Annotated in this window: 11 protein-coding genes and 3 pseudogenes; 11 read left to right on the forward strand and 3 right to left on the reverse strand. The window is 48.4% G+C overall.

Annotated elements, in window-relative coordinates:
- The first annotated feature begins 33 nt into the window (after positions 1-33).
- The 4 genes from ispE (at position 34) to DWY89_RS03850 (ending at position 3,653) form a co-directional block, all read left to right on the forward strand.
- Positions 34-945 (forward strand): 4-(cytidine 5'-diphospho)-2-C-methyl-D-erythritol kinase, encoded by a 912-nt coding sequence (gene ispE, locus DWY89_RS03835; protein ID WP_118471402.1) that lies wholly within the window; start codon positions 34-36, stop codon positions 943-945.
- Positions 929-1,609: a GntR family transcriptional regulator gene (locus DWY89_RS03840; RefSeq protein WP_107000683.1), complete on the forward strand. Its 681-nt coding sequence runs from the start codon at positions 929-931 to the stop codon at positions 1,607-1,609. The genes ispE and DWY89_RS03840 overlap by 17 nt, the downstream gene beginning before the upstream one ends.
- On the forward strand, positions 1,606-2,826 hold the full coding sequence (locus DWY89_RS03845) for an aldo/keto reductase (RefSeq protein WP_117796283.1): 1,221 nt from the start codon (positions 1,606-1,608) through the stop codon (positions 2,824-2,826). Before DWY89_RS03840 ends, DWY89_RS03845 begins: the two co-directional genes overlap by 4 nt.
- A gap of 200 nt (positions 2,827-3,026) precedes the next feature.
- Positions 3,027-3,653 (forward strand): HD domain-containing protein, encoded by a 627-nt coding sequence (locus DWY89_RS03850; RefSeq protein ID WP_118523695.1) that lies wholly within the window; start codon positions 3,027-3,029, stop codon positions 3,651-3,653.
- On the opposite strand, the gene DWY89_RS14220 is transcribed toward DWY89_RS03850, so the two are convergent.
- On the reverse strand, positions 3,598-3,969 hold the full coding sequence (locus DWY89_RS14220) for a hypothetical protein (protein ID WP_147353326.1): 372 nt from the start codon (positions 3,967-3,969) through the stop codon (positions 3,598-3,600). The two genes, DWY89_RS03850 and DWY89_RS14220, sit on opposite strands and share 56 nt — an antisense overlap.
- Positions 3,970-4,431: 462 nt before the next feature.
- Between DWY89_RS14220 and DWY89_RS03860 the strand changes: the two genes are divergently transcribed.
- The 3 genes from DWY89_RS03860 to DWY89_RS03870 all read left to right on the forward strand — a co-directional run bounded on the left by DWY89_RS03860 (position 4,432) and on the right by DWY89_RS03870 (position 6,947).
- Positions 4,432-5,493 carry a D-alanine--D-alanine ligase family protein gene (locus DWY89_RS03860; RefSeq protein ID WP_022360088.1) on the forward strand — a complete coding sequence of 354 codons (1,062 nt, stop codon included), beginning with the start codon at positions 4,432-4,434 and terminating at the stop codon, positions 5,491-5,493.
- A gap of 137 nt (positions 5,494-5,630) precedes the next feature.
- Positions 5,631-6,494 (forward strand): glutamate racemase, encoded by an 864-nt coding sequence (gene murI / locus DWY89_RS03865; protein ID WP_118524390.1) that lies wholly within the window; start codon positions 5,631-5,633, stop codon positions 6,492-6,494.
- Between the two features lie 3 nt (positions 6,495-6,497).
- Positions 6,498-6,947, forward strand: a complete 450-nt coding sequence (locus DWY89_RS03870) for a DUF1934 domain-containing protein (protein WP_022360090.1) — start codon at positions 6,498-6,500, stop codon at positions 6,945-6,947.
- Positions 6,948-7,040: 93 nt separating this feature from the next.
- Here DWY89_RS03870 and DWY89_RS03875 read toward each other — a convergent pair whose 3' ends face one another.
- Positions 7,041-7,526 (reverse strand): hypothetical protein, encoded by a 486-nt coding sequence (locus tag DWY89_RS03875; protein ID WP_022360091.1) that lies wholly within the window; start codon positions 7,524-7,526, stop codon positions 7,041-7,043.
- Positions 7,527-7,791: 265 nt separating this feature from the next.
- Between DWY89_RS03875 and DWY89_RS03880 the strand changes: the two genes are divergently transcribed.
- The 3 genes and pseudogenes from DWY89_RS03880 to DWY89_RS14340 all read left to right on the forward strand — a co-directional run.
- Positions 7,792-8,457 (forward strand): GntR family transcriptional regulator, encoded by a 666-nt coding sequence (locus DWY89_RS03880; protein ID WP_118482412.1) that lies wholly within the window; start codon positions 7,792-7,794, stop codon positions 8,455-8,457.
- A 151-nt stretch (positions 8,458-8,608) separates the two neighbouring features.
- Positions 8,609-9,283, forward strand: a pseudogene (locus DWY89_RS14335) (carbon-nitrogen family hydrolase); the annotation flags it as partial.
- A gap of 9 nt (positions 9,284-9,292) precedes the next feature.
- Positions 9,293-9,814 (forward strand): annotated as a pseudogene (locus DWY89_RS14340) (YtxH domain-containing protein); the annotation flags it as partial.
- Here DWY89_RS14340 and DWY89_RS03890 read toward each other — a convergent pair.
- Positions 9,812-11,701: pseudogene (locus tag DWY89_RS03890) on the reverse strand (SrtB-anchored collagen-binding adhesin); the annotation flags it as partial. The pseudogenes DWY89_RS14340 and DWY89_RS03890 sit on opposite strands and share 3 nt — an antisense overlap.
- 600 nt (positions 11,702-12,301) lie before the next feature.
- On the opposite strand from DWY89_RS03890, the gene DWY89_RS03895 reads away from it, so the two are divergent.
- On the forward strand, positions 12,302-16,180 hold the full coding sequence (locus tag DWY89_RS03895) for a DNA-directed RNA polymerase subunit beta (protein WP_107000677.1): 3,879 nt from the start codon (positions 12,302-12,304) through the stop codon (positions 16,178-16,180).
- Positions 16,181-16,185: the final 5 nt, after the last annotated feature.

Consider the following 16,185-nt stretch of genomic DNA (forward strand, 5'->3'; position numbering starts at 1 on the left):
ATTACACTAAGGGAACGATGGGAGGAATGACCGATGATCAGGCATCTGGAGCTGAAAGCATATGGAAAGATCAATCTCGGTCTGGATGTAGTCCGCCGGAGAGAAGACGGCTACCACGAAGTGCGGATGATCATGCAGACGGTGCGCGTGTACGACGCGATCGAACTGAACCGGACGGAGGAAGAGGGAATCCGTCTTTCAACGAACCTTTATTATCTGCCGGACAATGAAAATAACTTGGGTTACCGCGCGGCGAAGCTTCTGATGGATGAGTTTGGAATCCGCGACGGTGTGGAGATCAAGATGAAGAAATTTATCCCGGTGGCAGCCGGGATGGCAGGCGGCAGCAGCGATGCGGCCGCAGTCCTGTTTGGTGTCAACAAGATGTTCGGACTGGGGCTTTCGAAACAGGAGCTGATGGAGCGCGGCGTCCGTCTGGGGGCGGATGTGCCGTACTGTATCATGCGGGGAACGGCTCTTTCGGAGGGAATCGGGGAGATCCTGACACCGCTTCCACCGATGCCGCAGTGCCGCGTGCTGATTGCCAAACCGTCGGTCAGCGTTTCGACGAAGCATGTGTACGAGAACTTAAACCTGCCATCTCTGGGCGCAGAGGCGCATCCGGATATTGATGCGATGCGGGCGGCGATCGAGAAAAAAGACCTCTCCGGCGTCGTTTCACAGCTTGGAAACGTGCTGGAAACGGTGACGATCCCGGAAAATCCGGTGATTCAGACACTCAAAGATAAGATGATGGAGATGGGCGCGGACGGCTCTTTGATGAGCGGAAGTGGTCCAACCGTATTTGGCTTGTTTACGAACCAGACGGCGGCGCAGGCGGCGTATGAGGAACTCCGCTATGGCAGCAGCCAGGATCTGGCGAAACAGGTATACCTGACTAGTTTTTACAACAGGAAGGGGCACGCAGATGGGGAACAATTTTGAGGTTAAAATGAATGAATATCTCCCACTCAGGGATGTGGTATTCAACACACTCCGGCAGGCAATCTTAAAGGGAGAGCTGGCACCGGGCGAGCGCCTGATGGAGATCCAGCTGGCACAGAAGCTGGGCGTCAGCCGCACCCCGATCCGTGAGGCGATCCGCAAGCTGGAGCTGGAAGGACTCGTTCTGATGATTCCGCGGCGCGGCGCGGAGGTGGCGCGGATTTCGGAAAAAAGCCTGAAAGATGTGCTGGAAGTGCGCCGTTCGCTGGAGGAACTGGCGATTGAGCTGGCGTGCCAGCGCATGACGGAAGAAGATATGCAGGCATTGGAAGAAGCACAGAAAGCATTTAAAGCGGCGATTGATCAGGGCGATGCGATGAAGATCGCGGAGACGGATGAGGCATACCATGACGTGATCTACCATTCGACCCGCAACAAGCGTCTGGTGCAGATTTTGAACAACCTGCGTGAGCAGATGTACCGGTTCCGTCTGGAATACATCAAGGACGAGGATAAACGGCAGATTCTGCAGTTAGAGCATGAAAAAATATTGGCGGCACTGCGTCTGCGCCATATGGCGGAGGCAAAGGCGGTAGCCAGGGGGCACATAGATAACCAGGAAATCACGGTACTTAAGAATTTAAAGGAGCGGAAGGAAGTATGACATTTAAAGAATTGTACCTGTCCGGACAGGTTCCATTTGAGGAAATCGATCGCTATATTTCTCGTTGGAACCGGTCGGATGATGAGCGGACACTGGCAAAATATCTCGGTCTCAACGCCGATGAGGAGGATGTCTGGATCGATGACAGCGACGAGGCACTGAAAGAGATGCTGGACGCAAGAGAAAGGGTAGCCGGTACGCCGGTTACCCTTGGAAAGACGGATATTATCGTCAATAAAAATGGATTTGGCGCGCTGCCAATCCAGCGTATTTCTTTTGATGATGCGAAGGTACTGCTTCGCAAGGCGTATGATGCGGGTGTCCGTTTCTTTGATACGGCGCGCTTTTATACGGACAGTGAGGAGAAGATCGGCTATGCGCTGAGCGACGTGCGCGAGCATATCTATATTGCGACCAAGACAGCGGCAACGACGGCGGAAGGCTTCTGGAAGGATCTGGAGACGAGTTTACATAATTTAAAAACAGACTACGTGGACATTTACCAGTTCCACAATCCGGCAGTCTGTCCGAAGCCGGGAGACGGAAGCGGTCTTTATGAGGCGATGCTCGAGGCAAAAGAGCAGGGGAAAATCCGTTTCATCGGCATCACGAACCACCGCATGAGCATTGCGGAGGAGGCGATCGAGTCGGGGCTTTACGATACCCTGCAGTTCCCATTTAATTATCTTTCCACCGAGCGGGAGATCGCGTTGGCGAAGGCCTGTGCGGAGCACGAAATGGGATTTATCGCAATGAAGGGTCTGTCGGGCGGTCTGCTGACCAATTCGGCTGCGATCTATGCCTATATGGCACAGTTTGAGAATGTACTGCCGATCTGGGGTGTACAGAAGGAAAGCGAGCTGGACGAATTTTTAAGCTACATCGGCAATCCACCGGAACTGACGGACGAGCTGAAAGCTGTTATTGAAAAAGACCAGAAAGAGCTGGCAGGTGAATTCTGTCGGGGCTGCGGCTACTGTATGCCGTGTCCGGCAGGAATCGAGATCAACAACTGTGCGCGTATGTCCCTGCTTCTGCGCCGTTCTCCGTCAGCGAGATACCTCTCCCCGGAGGGACAGGCGAAGATGAAGAAGATAGAGGACTGCCTGCATTGCGGACACTGCAAGTCGATGTGCCCGTATGGTCTGGATACGCCGAAGCTTTTGGAGGAGAATTATAAGGATTATAAAGAGGTTCTTGCAGGGAAGAGACTGTAAAGAGAGGATAAATGCAAGAGGCATTTTTCTGTAACTGTTCACGGATAGGCACTTTTGGAACCGAAAGTGCCGTAAGAAAACGTGGTGGCAGCAGGAATTTGCCGTATTTAAATGCGAAGCCACGGCAAATTCCGTTACTGGGCACGTATGCGTGAACAGTAACTAGAAATGTGGTGAAATAGACCAGGGAGGCGGAAACAATGGATATAAATCAGAAACAGAAAGAACGTCTGGAGCAGCAGTTTGCATTTATCCGGGAGATAGATAGGGAGAAATTTATCGGTCGCCAGACGTATCTGACAGACGGCGAGCGGAAGGAAAATGACGCGGAGCACGCATGGCATATGGCGATCATGACGGTGCTTCTGGCGGAGTATTCCAATGAGCCGATCGATGTGCTGAAAACGGTTACCATGCTTCTGATTCACGATCTGGTCGAGATCGACGCCGGCGACACATATGCCTATGATGAGGAGGCGAAGAAAACCCAGCGGGAGAGAGAATTAAAGGGTGCAGAGCGCATTTTCGGAATGCTGCCGCCGGATCAGGGCGAAAAACTGCGCGCTCTCTGGGATGAATTTGAAGCCGGGGAGACGCCGGAAGCACGGTTTGCACATACGATGGACAACATCCAGCCGACGATGCTCAATGATGCTTCCAAGGGAAAGGCGTGGGCGACGCGCGGCGTGCACCTGAGCCAGATTCTTGGAAGAAATAAGAATACCGCCAAGGGCTCGGAGACGCTGTGGAACTATTCCTATGAGAATTTCATTACTCCGAGCCTCCGGGAAGGAAAGATAAAAAACGACACGTTACCCGAAGAGTAATCGAATTGTCGGAGGAAGCATGAGCTTTATCCGGCAGACTGCTGTCAGCGGAAACGGCGTGCGTGGCTGTTATTTTTGAGTTCGAAGAAGGTTCTGTCGGTTCGGTGGTTATTTTGGAAGCTGAAGCTGTTCCAGAACATTCCGAGTGATTGGAGCAAGTCATCGGGTCAGCTTTAGAGGAAATCAGAGCAGTATCTTTCTTGTTTACATCAAAAATGATATGCTTCTTTTGCGACAGCCAGTTCATATCGTTATCAAAAATCAGAGCGTCAGAGACGGAATCGGCGCTCTGATTTTTTGAGTTTTCTTCCGGCATGACACCTCCGGACAGGGCGGGCGGCGGATAGAGAACACCCCACCAGTTGTCGATCACATGAGTCTGCAGGATCGGCGGGGCGATCGCGTACGCCAGGACTTTCTGCTGAATCTGGTTTCTGGTAAAAGTAAGAAGAGGCAGGCAGAAAAGCAGAAATAAGAGCATGGAACATAATGCGAGAAGCGGGAGTATTCCATCGTAGATATGGGAAAACTTGCACGAACCGGTGGAAAAATGGCGGCATTTATTGGTAACAGGTGGATGAATCCTGGATGCGGATGACAGAGAATTTTCAGACTGGAACGAAATCACTTGATTTAACATAATGGCTCTCCTTTTACTGAAAGAAATCGAATCTTCTTGTCGCAAGTATTGACAGTTATGGTATAATCTAAACTATATTTTGGAATAGCATTCCGGCGTGTGGTGACGCTTCCCACACCCGGCAGAAAGGCGGATATTATGAAAAAGAGTGTACTTGTGGTATTTGGCGGACAGTCTTCGGAACATATTGTTTCATGTATGTCGGCAATCAATGTCATTAAAAATATAGATACAGAGCGCTATGATGTAACCCTGATCGGCATTACCGAAGAGGGAAAATGGCTGCTGGTTGACTCGGTCGAGCAGATCGAGGATGAGAGTTGGAGAAAGAACACGACGACCGCGATCCTTTCCCCGGATGCAACGGAGAAATCCGTGATCGTCCTGAAAGATGGTAAGGCGGAAATGATCCGCATTGATGTGGTATTTCCGGTTCTGCATGGACTCTGGGGCGAGGACGGCACCATTCAGGGCATCTTTGAGCTGGCAAAAATCCCGTATGTCGGATGCGGTGTGCTGGCGTCCAGCGTTTCGATGGATAAAGTGTATACAAAACAGATCGTTGACCACACAGGCGTGCGCCAGGCGGCATATGAGCTGGTCATCCGCAAAGAACTTGAAAAGATGGATGAGGTTGTGGCACGCATCGAGAACCGGTTCGCATATCCGGTATTTATCAAGCCGTCCAATGCAGGTTCTTCCAGAGGTGTCAGCAAGGCATCGGATCGCGAAGAGCTGATTGCAGGCTTAAAGGAGGCGGCGCACCATGACCGCAAGATTCTGGTTGAGGAGACGATCGTCGGTCGTGAGATCGAATGTGCGGTCTTTGGAAATGGCACAGAACCGGTCATCGCTTCCGGTGTTGGTGAGATTCTGGCAGCAGCCGATTTCTATGATTTCGATGCGAAATATTACAACGCAGAGTCCAGAACCGTGGTAAATCCAGAGCTTCCGGGCGATGCGACCGAGCGTGTGCGTCAGGCGGCGAGACGTATTTTCAAGGCGGTAGATGGCTATGGTCTGTCGCGTGTCGATTTCTTTGTGACGAAGGACGGCGAGGTTATCTTCAATGAGATCAATACCATGCCGGGCTTTACCGCGATCAGTATGTACCCGATGCTCTTTGAGGCGGCCGGAATCCCGAAGCCGGAGATGGTGACAAAGCTGATTGAACACGGACTGAAACGCTACGAAGCCTAGAAATAAATAAAAATGTTTCAGAATCCTGAAACAGTGTGTGAGAATCTACTTTTAGACGTTATATGATTCGATATACACAGAAGTTCGGGAAAGAATGGAGACATGACCATAAGAATTTTGCCGAAAGGAAGGTAAACATGGATAGAAATGCCCCGATCGGAGTTTTTGATTCAGGCATCGGCGGTCTGACGGTAGCCCGTGAGATCATGCGTCAGATGCCGCAGGAGCGTATCGTATACTTTGGAGATACGGCGCGCGTTCCATATGGAAGCAAATCGCAGGAGACGGTGCTGCGCTATTCCCGCCAGATCATCCGTTTTCTGAAAACACAGGGAGTCAAGGCGATCGTGATTGCCTGCAACACGGCCTCGGCGTGTGCACTGGAGACGGTCAGACAGGAATTGGATATCCCGATCATCGGGGTTATCTACGCGGGCGCGCGCACGGCCGCCGAGGCAACCCATAATGGAAAGATTGGCGTGATTGGAACCGAGGCGACCATCCGGAGCGGTATTTATACCAGAGAAATGCAGAAGCTGCGCCCGGATATTGAGGTCATTGGAAAACCGTGTCCGCTCTTTGTGCCGCTGGTGGAGGAAGGACTCTTCCATGATTCGGTAACAGACGAGATTGCCTCCCGGTATCTTTCTTCGCTGAAAGAAAAATACATTGATACGCTGGTTATGGGATGTACGCATTATCCGCTGCTGCGTTCGACGCTGCATCGGCTGATGGGCGACGAGGTGACTTTGGTAAATCCGGCATATGAGACGGCGGTTGAACTTAAAACTCTGCTGCGGGACATGGATCTGACACGCAGTTCGGAGGATCTGGAATGTTTTTCGGAGGAAAACAGCCGCCGCGCTGCTGCCGGGGAACCGATTCTTGACCAGTATCAGTTCTTTGTCAGCGACCGGGCGGAGAATTTCACGCGTTTTGCCAAGGCGATTCTGCCAAAAGAGGTAAAAGACACGAAACAGATTAACATTGAGGAGTATTAAAATATGACGAAAGATGTGCTTGTATCCGTGCGCGGTGCCCATATTGCGGACGGGGAGACGAATAACCTGGAGGTTATCACGGCAGGCAGCTATTATTTCAAAAATGGCAAGCATTATATCATCTATGATGAGATACTGGAGGGCGAGGAAGGAAGCATCCGCAATACCATCAAAGCCAATGCGGACAGCGTCGATATGATCAAGGGAGGCGATGCGCGGGCGCATATGATTTTTCAGGAGAACCGTCCGAATGTCAGCTGTTATGTGACTCCATACGGTCAGATGATCGTGGGTGTCACGACCGACCGCATCAAGATCAATGAAGGTCCGGATCATCTGAAAATCCAGATTGATTATACGCTGGAACTCAACTATGAGCAGACCAGCCAGAGCCATATTGAAATTGATGTGAAATCGAAGGCGACGGCGAAATTGAACCTGAAAGAGCAGTAAATATAAAAGAAGATAGAAACAAAGAAATAAAATCGATGAATCAAAAATCCCGGAAACGTGCAATCAGTTACATTTCCGGGATTTTAAGATCCATTATTTATTTTTCTTGGACTTGGAAGCTTCTTTCTTTGCTGCCTCTTCTGTATTTTTCTTGAAACGGTCAAAGAATTTTTTCTTCTTCGGCAGCGGCGGGATGCCTCCGCGCACGCTCTTGATCTCTGTGATATAAAGACCGCTGATGACAACCTTTGCCTCGGTGCGGAGCGGTAACTGAAGGAATACCTTCTCATCCGCGATCATGGTCACAACCTTCGGTCCGATCTTAGCCTTTACGATCGGGAGCTTCGCCCACTTCATATACCATGGAGTCTGGTCGATAACCATCTTCGGGAGACCGGAATCTCCGATTTTCAGTTTCTTTTTGTCAATCGCCAGAATCGAAACAGTCTGTTTCGAAGCGTCGATCATAGTCTGCTGCTCTGCCTGACGTTTCTGCATCCGGGAACCCAGAATATACAGTACGACAAGAAGGATAGCCAGAATGACGATAATAACTAGCAGTACATTCCAAAATGACATATATATACCTCCGTTGTAGATAGCGGCGGGACGAAAATCCAATCCCATTTCGCATGGAACACGAAAATAACCGCGCAATTACTATGTATTATAGCATTGGAGTGGGGAAATGGCAAGAAAAAGCTGAATCTGTAAGTGCTGGCACCATCGGAAAACTGGTAAATAGCTTGACAATCAGAGTGACCGTGTGATATGCATATGATAGTTGATACATGTGGGATGATGAATTCTAATTAGATTCAAATAAATAGATGTGAGGGCAATCATGGTAGAAAAACAGCTGGGGTATAAATACCAGGTATATAATGAGATAAAAAAGGGGATCATGACGGGGATTTATCCGCCGGGATCTGTGATGAATGAGAGAAAACTGTCAGAAGAACTTGGAATCAGCCGTACACCGATTCGTGAGGGGATGCAGATGCTCGCCAGAGATGGCTGGCTTCAGATGGAAACCTATAAGGGAACGGTGGTACGGGAGTTTGACCCGCATTATATGTGGGAGCTGACCCGTGTCAGAAGCGCGCTGGAGTTATCTGCGATCGAGGACGCTGCGAAAAATATCACAGAGAATGATCTGAAATGTCTGGAAGAGATTCAGGAGAAACAGAAGGAAGTCCTGGAACATTATGATATAACGAGATTTATTCAGCTGGATCGAGAGTTTCATACCTATATCTATCAGATGAGCCAGAACAGGGAGCTTTTAAAATTGCTGAGCAATTACTATGACATGTTCCGTTTTATGGGAATGCAGGCGGTGATGGGGACGGATAAACGGCGCCAGACAACGATCGATGAACACCAGGGAATTTTAGATGCATTGAAACAGAAAAATGTGGAAGCGGCAGTTCAGGCGATGAAAATCCATATGGAGGAGACAGAGAAAAATATCAACCAGAATCATGCAATGGAGCGGAATGCCAGATAAAATTGGAAGATCATCCAAAAAAGGACAGCGGTTTTTGTGAAAAGAGTAAATTGACGATAAAAGAGGAGGGTGTTATTATTCTAATAAATGGTATACCAAATACCGAATACCAAATATCGCAAAAAATTGGAGGTTAGGTATGAGAGTTGCGATGATTCAGATGGATATGCAGTTGGGAAAGCCGGAGGCGAATTTTGAGAAAGCAGAAAAGCTGGTCCGGGTGGCTGCAGAGCTGAAACCGGATGTGATTACACTTCCGGAGACATGGAACACCGGATTTTTTCCGAGAGAAAATCTGAAAGAGGCATCGGATGTAGATCTGGAACAGACCAAAAAGCTGTTTTCCAGATTGGCGAAAGAATACCGTGTCAATATAATTGCCGGTTCCGTGGCAAATTGCCGGGATGAGAAGATTTATAATACAGCCGCTGTCTTTAACCGGGACGGCGAAGTGGTGATGGAATATGACAAGGTGCATCTGTTCAGCCCGTCCGGCGAACATGAGTATTTTGAACATGGAAAAAACATCTGCAATTTTGAATTGGATGGAATCCCGTGCAGTCTGGTAATTTGTTATGATATCCGGTTCCCGGAACTGATTCGTTCCGAGATGCTTGCGGGTTCAAAAGTCCAGTTTGTGGTAGCACAGTGGCCGGATACGAGACTTCTTCACTGGGATACCTTGAACAGGGCGAGGGCAATTGAAAGTCAGAGCTTTTTATGCTGTACTAATTCGGTCGGAACGGCTGGAAATACAAAGTGCGGCGGACATTCTGCCGTCTATGGACCGATGGGAGAGTGCCTGGTGCTGGGCGGAGAAGCGGAACAGATACTGATCACGATATTTGTATTCTTGCTTACGGGCATGATGTTGTTCAGCCAGATACTTTTTATTATCTTTGCAATGTTTTTACCTATCAGTTTTTTACTTTCCATGATACCGAGCTATGAAAGCATGGCAAAGCAGGCAATCGTGAGAGTATTTAATACCATAATGACACGGGCAGGAATAACGCTCATTGTAACGGTGGCATTTAGTATTTCCAGTATGTTTTACAACATTTCCACAGACTACCCATTCTTTATGGTGGCGTTCTTGCAGATAGTATGTTTCGCTGGTATCTACATGAAGCTGGGCGACTTAATGAGTATGTTCTCACTTAATGCTGGCGACAGTCAAAGCATGGGACGACGCATATTCCGCAGACCGTATCTGTTTATGCGACATCGGGCTAGGCGTATGGAACACCGTATTGCAAGGGCGGTAAGTGCTGGCGGTATTTCGGGCGGTGTAGCTGGTGCGGTGGCTGGAAGTGCCGTTGCTGGCAAGAGAGCCGAAAGAAAAAATACGGCTTCCTGCGTTGGTATTATGCTTATGAGAAGCCCAGTCAGAAGAAGTGGAGAATTGCCCGTTATCATCAGTTACCACAACATGACTTTCGCCCGTTGTCTTGCTTGTGATCCTAAAGGGAACATCAGCAAGACGCTTGTGTGTGCCTGCTCCGATTTTTACGCCCTCAATATCTCCACGCTTAATCTGATTGTAGATAGAATGGGCTTCGTCGGTTAAATCAACGATTTTTCCATTCTCTGTGATTGCAAAATCAATCGGTTTTGCACCGTCTGTCAAATATCCGTTTGGAGCTTCACTCTCAACGATACGGAATTTTCCATAAGGTAAAAGGTCAGCAGACGTAGAAGCGACACCCTCAATGTCTGTATGGATTGTCTTTACCACTTCATTTTTCTTGTATAGCTTGCCCTCAACCAGTACCGCATTATCATTTAAGGAAATGATGTCAAAGGCAGTATCTTTCAAAGTGGCACTTCCTTGTGGTTTTGTATCGCCCGTTTCTAAATCTCGTTTCTGAATTTTCACACCGCCACGGATAACCTTGTCTGATACAGAAAACTGGTTACTTCCAGTCAATACGGCAAGGTCGCCGTCCTCGGTAATCTGTGTTACATATAAGCCCTTAATCTGTTCGGACTTATCGCCAGCCTGCATATATGCACCGTCCAGCAAGTAACCGTTTGGAGCTTTTGTTTCTTCTACGGTTAGTGTTCCAAGTGGAAGAACGGCTTTGCCGTCCTGCATATAGAAACTGTCGCCAGATACCTTGTATGCGTCCGCTAATTTTGTAACATAGTGGATTGTACCGTCGCTGTCTGTTTCGGCGATTGTCTTTGTAACCCATGTTCTTGTAGCTTCGGCAGGGAGATTGTCTTTATTGTAGAAGCCAGTATAATACTTCCATGTAAATTCCGCACCTGCTAAAGAAGCGTTCCCCTGCGGATTGTCTTTCTGTGTTTCCATATCAATCTTGAAGAGTTCAATCAAAGTGTCTGTTACCTTTGGTGTATCTGATACGTTCAAGGTCGCTGTCTTTCCAGCTTCAACCTTTAAGGAATATATATTTGTATCAACCTTATATCCTGCTGGTGCGGATAATTCCTTGATATAGACTGTGTCAGCCGTTACCTCTACGACATCTGTATTTCCGTTTTCATCAGTCGTAAGGGTGGCAAGCTGTTTCGTGCAGTCCTTATCAGCAAAGACACCGTATGTCGCACCAGCGATAGAGTAATTCCCGTTACCGTCTGTAATGCTGGTATTACTGGAAGTCTTTTGAAGTTTCGCATTTCCAACATTGAGTTTCGCCCAGAATTGTCCCAATTCCTGCCCCTCGCCAGAGTAGATATAACCGCCACATTCATAGCGTCCTTTATTCTCTTTGACAAAGGCTTTTGCACCAGCGAAAACTTCGTCCTGCGTTGCCTTTGGAATTTCATCATAAGAAGCTCGCACGTTATCGCATTGCCAGCCAAGATGTACGCTTAATCTCTGCCAGACAACAAGCTGTCTTAAAAGGTAGGCGTGGTTTTTGCTTATTCCGTTGTGGCTGTCTGTGTACTGTTTTACATATTCGATAGATAAGGCAACGTCGCTTATCTGGTCGGCACTCATACGGGTGCTTGCGTCAGCTCTGGTCTTGTAGCCATTCTTAAAGTCTGTGTTAATGTCGATACAGTAAGCGTCCTCGCCCTCAACGGTCAAATGTCCCTCATTAAAGGTAGAACCAATCGAACCGTCATTCATTACTTTTTCAACGATACCGACACGCTCTTTTGACTCCGTCCAGTATTGCTTACTTTCTGCATGAACGGGTGTAGTCGGCAAAGCAGTAACGACAGTTGCAAGAGCTAAGAAGCCCGTACACAATCGTTTTAACATCTTTTTCATAAATCTAATGCTCCTTTCATTTTTGGTAATAAAATAACCGTCCATAATGAACGGCTGAAAATAGAAAAGGAACGTCATTTTAGGCGTTCCATAGTCTATGAGTTATTCAATTTTTCTTGTTTCAATACTGATGTGCTGTACCATATCTTTGCATATCTAGGAAAACTTGCGTATCAAGGCTCATTCAATGGTAGTAAATAAGTAGTAAATTGATGTGTTTGTTTCCTTGAAAATGCTGATAGATACTGTGTTTTAGCGGATAATCAGATTTTTATTGTGTTTTTTGCATAAAATTTCTATAAAAAATCGGACGCCGCTATCATCTGGGAAGCGGCGTCTGTTGTCTGTCCGGATTCTGGCGTTTCTTGAGAAAACTTTTTCATAATCATTCCAAATTTATTCCAAATCTATCAAAAAAACCACTTGACACCCATCAAATCCCATGCTAAGATGGAGAATGCACTATTGTGGAAAACTGTGTTTTCCGGGTATTCGTATGCCCAAATGACAGTGCAGCTCCGGCGGCATGAAACAAGGCTGGTTCGGAGATGGAAAAATGCAAACCATAGAGATAGAAAGAAAACAGGGGTGAAACATCGAATGGAGAAAAGCAGGATGCGTCCGGTAAAAACCGGTAAAGGTGTAAGGATGACCTTCTCAAGACAAAAAGAAGTTCTGGAAATGCCGAATTTGATTGAGATTCAGAAAAACTCGTATCAGTGGTTCCTGGATGAGGGACTGAAAGAAGTGTTTGCTGATATCTCCCCGATCACGGATTTCGCAGGTCACTTGAGTCTGGAATTTGTGGATTTTACACTGTGTAAAAACGATATCAAATATACGATCGAAGAGTGCAAAGAGCGCGATGCGACCTATGCAGCTCCTCTGAAGGTAAAGGTAAGACTTTGCAATAAAGATAAAGATGAGATCAATGAACATGAGATTTTCATGGGTGATCTTCCACTTATGACCGACACCGGCTCCTTCGTTATCAACGGAGCGGAGCGAGTTATCGTCAGCCAGCTTGTTCGTTCCCCTGGTATTTATTATGGAATCGCGCACGATAAGATCGGTACAGAGTTATACAGCTGCACCGTTATCCCGAACCGGGGTGCCTGGCTGGAGTATGAGACAGATTCCAACGACATTTTCTACGTGCGTGTAGACCGGACCAGAAAAGTTCCTGTTACTGTTCTGATCCGTGCTCTTGGTTACGGTACTAACGCCGAGATCATTGACCTGTTCGGCGATGAGCTGAAACTGGAGAAGAGCTTTGAGAAGGATCCGTCCAACAACTACCAGGATGGTCTTCTGGAATTATATAAGAAGATTCGTCCAGGTGAGCCGCTTTCCGTAGACAGCGCAGAGAGCCTGTTAAACAGCATGTTCTTCGATCCGCGCCGCTACGATCTGGCAAAGGTAGGTCGTTATAAATTCAATAAAAAGCTTCACTTTAAGAACCGTATCGTAGGTCACGTTCTGGCTGAGGATGTGGTTGATACAACTACCGGAGAGATTCTGGCGGAGCAGGGAACAAAGGTTACCAAGGAACTTGCTACTGACATCCAGAACGCAGGCGTTCCGTTTGTATGGATTCAGGGTGAGAAGAAGAATCACAAGGTTCTTTCTAACATGATGGTAGATCTGGGCGCTTATGTGAATTTCGATCCGGAAGAAGTAGGCGTCACAGAGTTAGTATTCTATCCGGTTCTCCAGGGTATTCTGGAAGAAAATGCCGGCGCTTCTGATGAGGAGTTAAAAGAGATTATCCGCAGAGATATCCATGACCTGATTCCGAAGCACATTACGAAGGAAGATATCATCGCTTCCATCAACTACAACATGCATCTGGAAGGCGGCATCGGCAATCCAGATGATATCGACCATCTGGGCAACCGTCGTATCCGTGCGGTCGGCGAGCTGCTTCAGAACCAGTACCGTATCGGTCTGTCCCGTATGGAGCGTGTGGTACGTGAGCGTATGACAACACAGGACATGGAAGGTGTTTCTGCCCAGTCCCTGATCAATATTAAGCCGGTTACAGCAGCAGTCAAGGAGTTCTTCGGAAGTTCCCAGCTGTCCCAGTTCATGGATCAGAACAACCCGCTGTCCGAGCTGACCCATAAGAGACGTCTTTCCGCCCTGGGTCCTGGCGGTCTGTCAAGGGACCGTGCCGGATTCGAGGTACGAGATGTACACTACACACACTATGGCCGTATGTGCCCGATCGAGACACCTGAGGGACCGAACATCGGTCTGATCAACTCCCTGGCATCTTACGCACGTGTCAATGAGTACGGTTTCATCGAAGCCCCGTACCGTGTAGTAGATAAAACCGATCCGTCCAACCCGGTTGTTACGGATGAGGTTGTATACCTGACAGCAGACGAGGAAGATAACTTTGTTGTTGCACAGGCAAACGAGCAGTTAGACGAAGAAGGACACTTCGTCCACAATAACGTATCTGGTCGTTTCCGTGAGGAAACCTCCGAGTTCCAGAAGAAGAAAATCGACCTGATGGACGTATCCCCGAAGATGGTATTCTCCGTAGCTACTTCCATGATTCCGTTCCTGCAGAACGACGATGCGAACCGTGCTCTGATGGGATCGAACATGCAGCGTCAGGCGGTACCGCTTCTGACCACCGAGAGAGCCGTTGTCGATACCGGTATTTCCGCGAAGGCAGCTGTTGACTCTGGTGTGTGTGTCGTTGCAAAGAATGCCGGTGTGGTTGAGCGCTCCGCTTCCAACGAGATCATCATCAAGAGAGATTCCGATGGAAACCGCGATGTATACCATCTGACAAAATTCAAGAGAAGTAACCAGTCTAACTGCTACAATCAGAAACCGATTGTATACAAGAATGACCATGTCGAAGCTGGCGAGGTTATCGCAGATGGTCCGTCCACCTGCAACGGTGAGATCGGTCTGGGCAAAAACCCGCTGATCGGCTTCATGACCTGGGAAGGCTACAACTACGAGGATGCCGTTCTTCTGTCTGAGCGTCTGGTTCAGGAGGATGTATATACCTCCGTCCATATCGAGGAATACGAGGCAGAAGCACGTGATACCAAGCTGGGACCGGAAGAGATCACAAGAGATGTTCCGGGTGTCGGCGAGGATGCACTGAAAGATCTGGACGAGCGCGGTATCATCCGCATCGGTGCAGAGGTTCGTGCCGGTGATATCCTGGTAGGTAAGGTTACTCCGAAGGGAGAGACCGAGCTGACCGCAGAAGAGCGCCTGTTACGTGCGATCTTCGGTGAGAAGGCAAGAGAGGTTCGTGATACCTCCCTGAAAGTACCGCATGGTGCATACGGTATCATCATTGATGCGAAGGTATTTACAAGAGAGAACGGCGACGAGCTGGCTCCGGGTGTAAATAAGACCGTTCGTATCTACATTGCACAGAAGAGAAAGATTTCCGTCGGCGATAAGATGGCTGGTCGTCATGGTAACAAGGGTGTCGTTTCCCGTGTACTTCCGGTTGAGGATATGCCGTTCCTTCCGAATGGCCGCCCGCTCGACATCGTACTGAACCCACTGGGCGTACCGTCCCGTATGAATATCGGACAGGTCCTGGAGATTCATTTAAGCCTTGCTGCCAAAGCACTTGGTTTTGATGTATCCACCCCGATTTTCGATGGCGCAGACGAGAAAGATATTCAGAACACTCTGGAGATGGCAAATGACTATGTCAACACCTCCTGGGAAGAGTTCGAAGCAAAATATAAAGATATTGTAGATCCGGAAGTTATGGAGTATCTGGGTACCCATCTGGAGCACAGAAAACTCTGGAAGGGCGTTCCGATCGGACGTGACGGTAAAGTCCGCCTGAGAGATGGACGTACCGGCGAGTACTTCGACAGCCCGGTTACAATCGGACACATGCATTACCTGAAACTGCATCATCTGGTTGATGATAAGATTCATGCACGTTCCACAGGTCCTTACTCCCTCGTTACACAGCAGCCGCTGGGTGGTAAAGCTCAGTTCGGTGGCCAGCGTTTCGGAGAGATGGAGGTTTGGGCTCTGGAGGCGTATGGCGCATCCTACACGCTGCAGGAGATCCTGACCGTGAAGTCCGATGATGTGGTAGGTCGTGTGAAGACATACGAGGCAATCATCAAGGGCGAGAATATTCCGGAGCCGGGTATTCCGGAGTCCTTCAAGGTACTCTTAAAAGAGCTTCAGTCCCTGGGTCTGGATGTCAGAGTTCTGGCAGAAGACGGTTCCGAGATCGAGCTCAAGGAGAACATCGACGAAGGCGATACCGATCTTCGTTCCGTCATCGAGGGTGACAGCAAGCGTTACTCTCAGAATGAGTCCTTCGGCAACTACGGTTACCAGGAGCAGGAATTTAAAGATGGTGAGCTGACCGATGTAGAGCACGATGAGTATACAGCAGAGGCAGACGGCTATACGGACGATGACTATGCAGACGTTTCCGATGATAATGGATCTGACGACGAAGAATAATCGAT

It is taken from the genome of Clostridium sp. AF27-5AA (genome assembly GCF_003478415.1).
Taxonomy (GTDB): Bacteria; Bacillota; Clostridia; order Lachnospirales; family Lachnospiraceae; genus Otoolea; species Otoolea fessa.

What these genes read in the sequence shown, in the direction of transcription:
- ispE (WP_118471402.1), top strand. Translation starts at nt 34, where the DNA reads ATGATCAGGCATCTGGAGCTGAAAGCATATGGAAAGATCAATCTCGGT.
- DWY89_RS14220 (WP_147353326.1), bottom strand. Translation starts at nt 3,969, where the DNA reads ATGCCGGAAGAAAACTCAAAAAATCAGAGCGCCGATTCCGTCTCTGAC.
- DWY89_RS03840 (WP_107000683.1), top strand. Translation starts at nt 929, where the DNA reads ATGGGGAACAATTTTGAGGTTAAAATGAATGAATATCTCCCACTCAGG.
- DWY89_RS03875 (WP_022360091.1), bottom strand. Translation starts at nt 7,526, where the DNA reads ATGTCATTTTGGAATGTACTGCTAGTTATTATCGTCATTCTGGCTATC.
- DWY89_RS03850 (WP_118523695.1), top strand. Translation starts at nt 3,027, where the DNA reads ATGGATATAAATCAGAAACAGAAAGAACGTCTGGAGCAGCAGTTTGCA.
- murI (WP_118524390.1), top strand. Translation starts at nt 5,631, where the DNA reads ATGGATAGAAATGCCCCGATCGGAGTTTTTGATTCAGGCATCGGCGGT.
- DWY89_RS03870 (WP_022360090.1), top strand. Translation starts at nt 6,498, where the DNA reads ATGACGAAAGATGTGCTTGTATCCGTGCGCGGTGCCCATATTGCGGAC.
- DWY89_RS03845 (WP_117796283.1), top strand. Translation starts at nt 1,606, where the DNA reads ATGACATTTAAAGAATTGTACCTGTCCGGACAGGTTCCATTTGAGGAA.
- DWY89_RS03880 (WP_118482412.1), top strand. Translation starts at nt 7,792, where the DNA reads ATGGTAGAAAAACAGCTGGGGTATAAATACCAGGTATATAATGAGATA.
- DWY89_RS03860 (WP_022360088.1), top strand. Translation starts at nt 4,432, where the DNA reads ATGAAAAAGAGTGTACTTGTGGTATTTGGCGGACAGTCTTCGGAACAT.
- DWY89_RS03895 (WP_107000677.1), top strand. Translation starts at nt 12,302, where the DNA reads ATGGAGAAAAGCAGGATGCGTCCGGTAAAAACCGGTAAAGGTGTAAGG.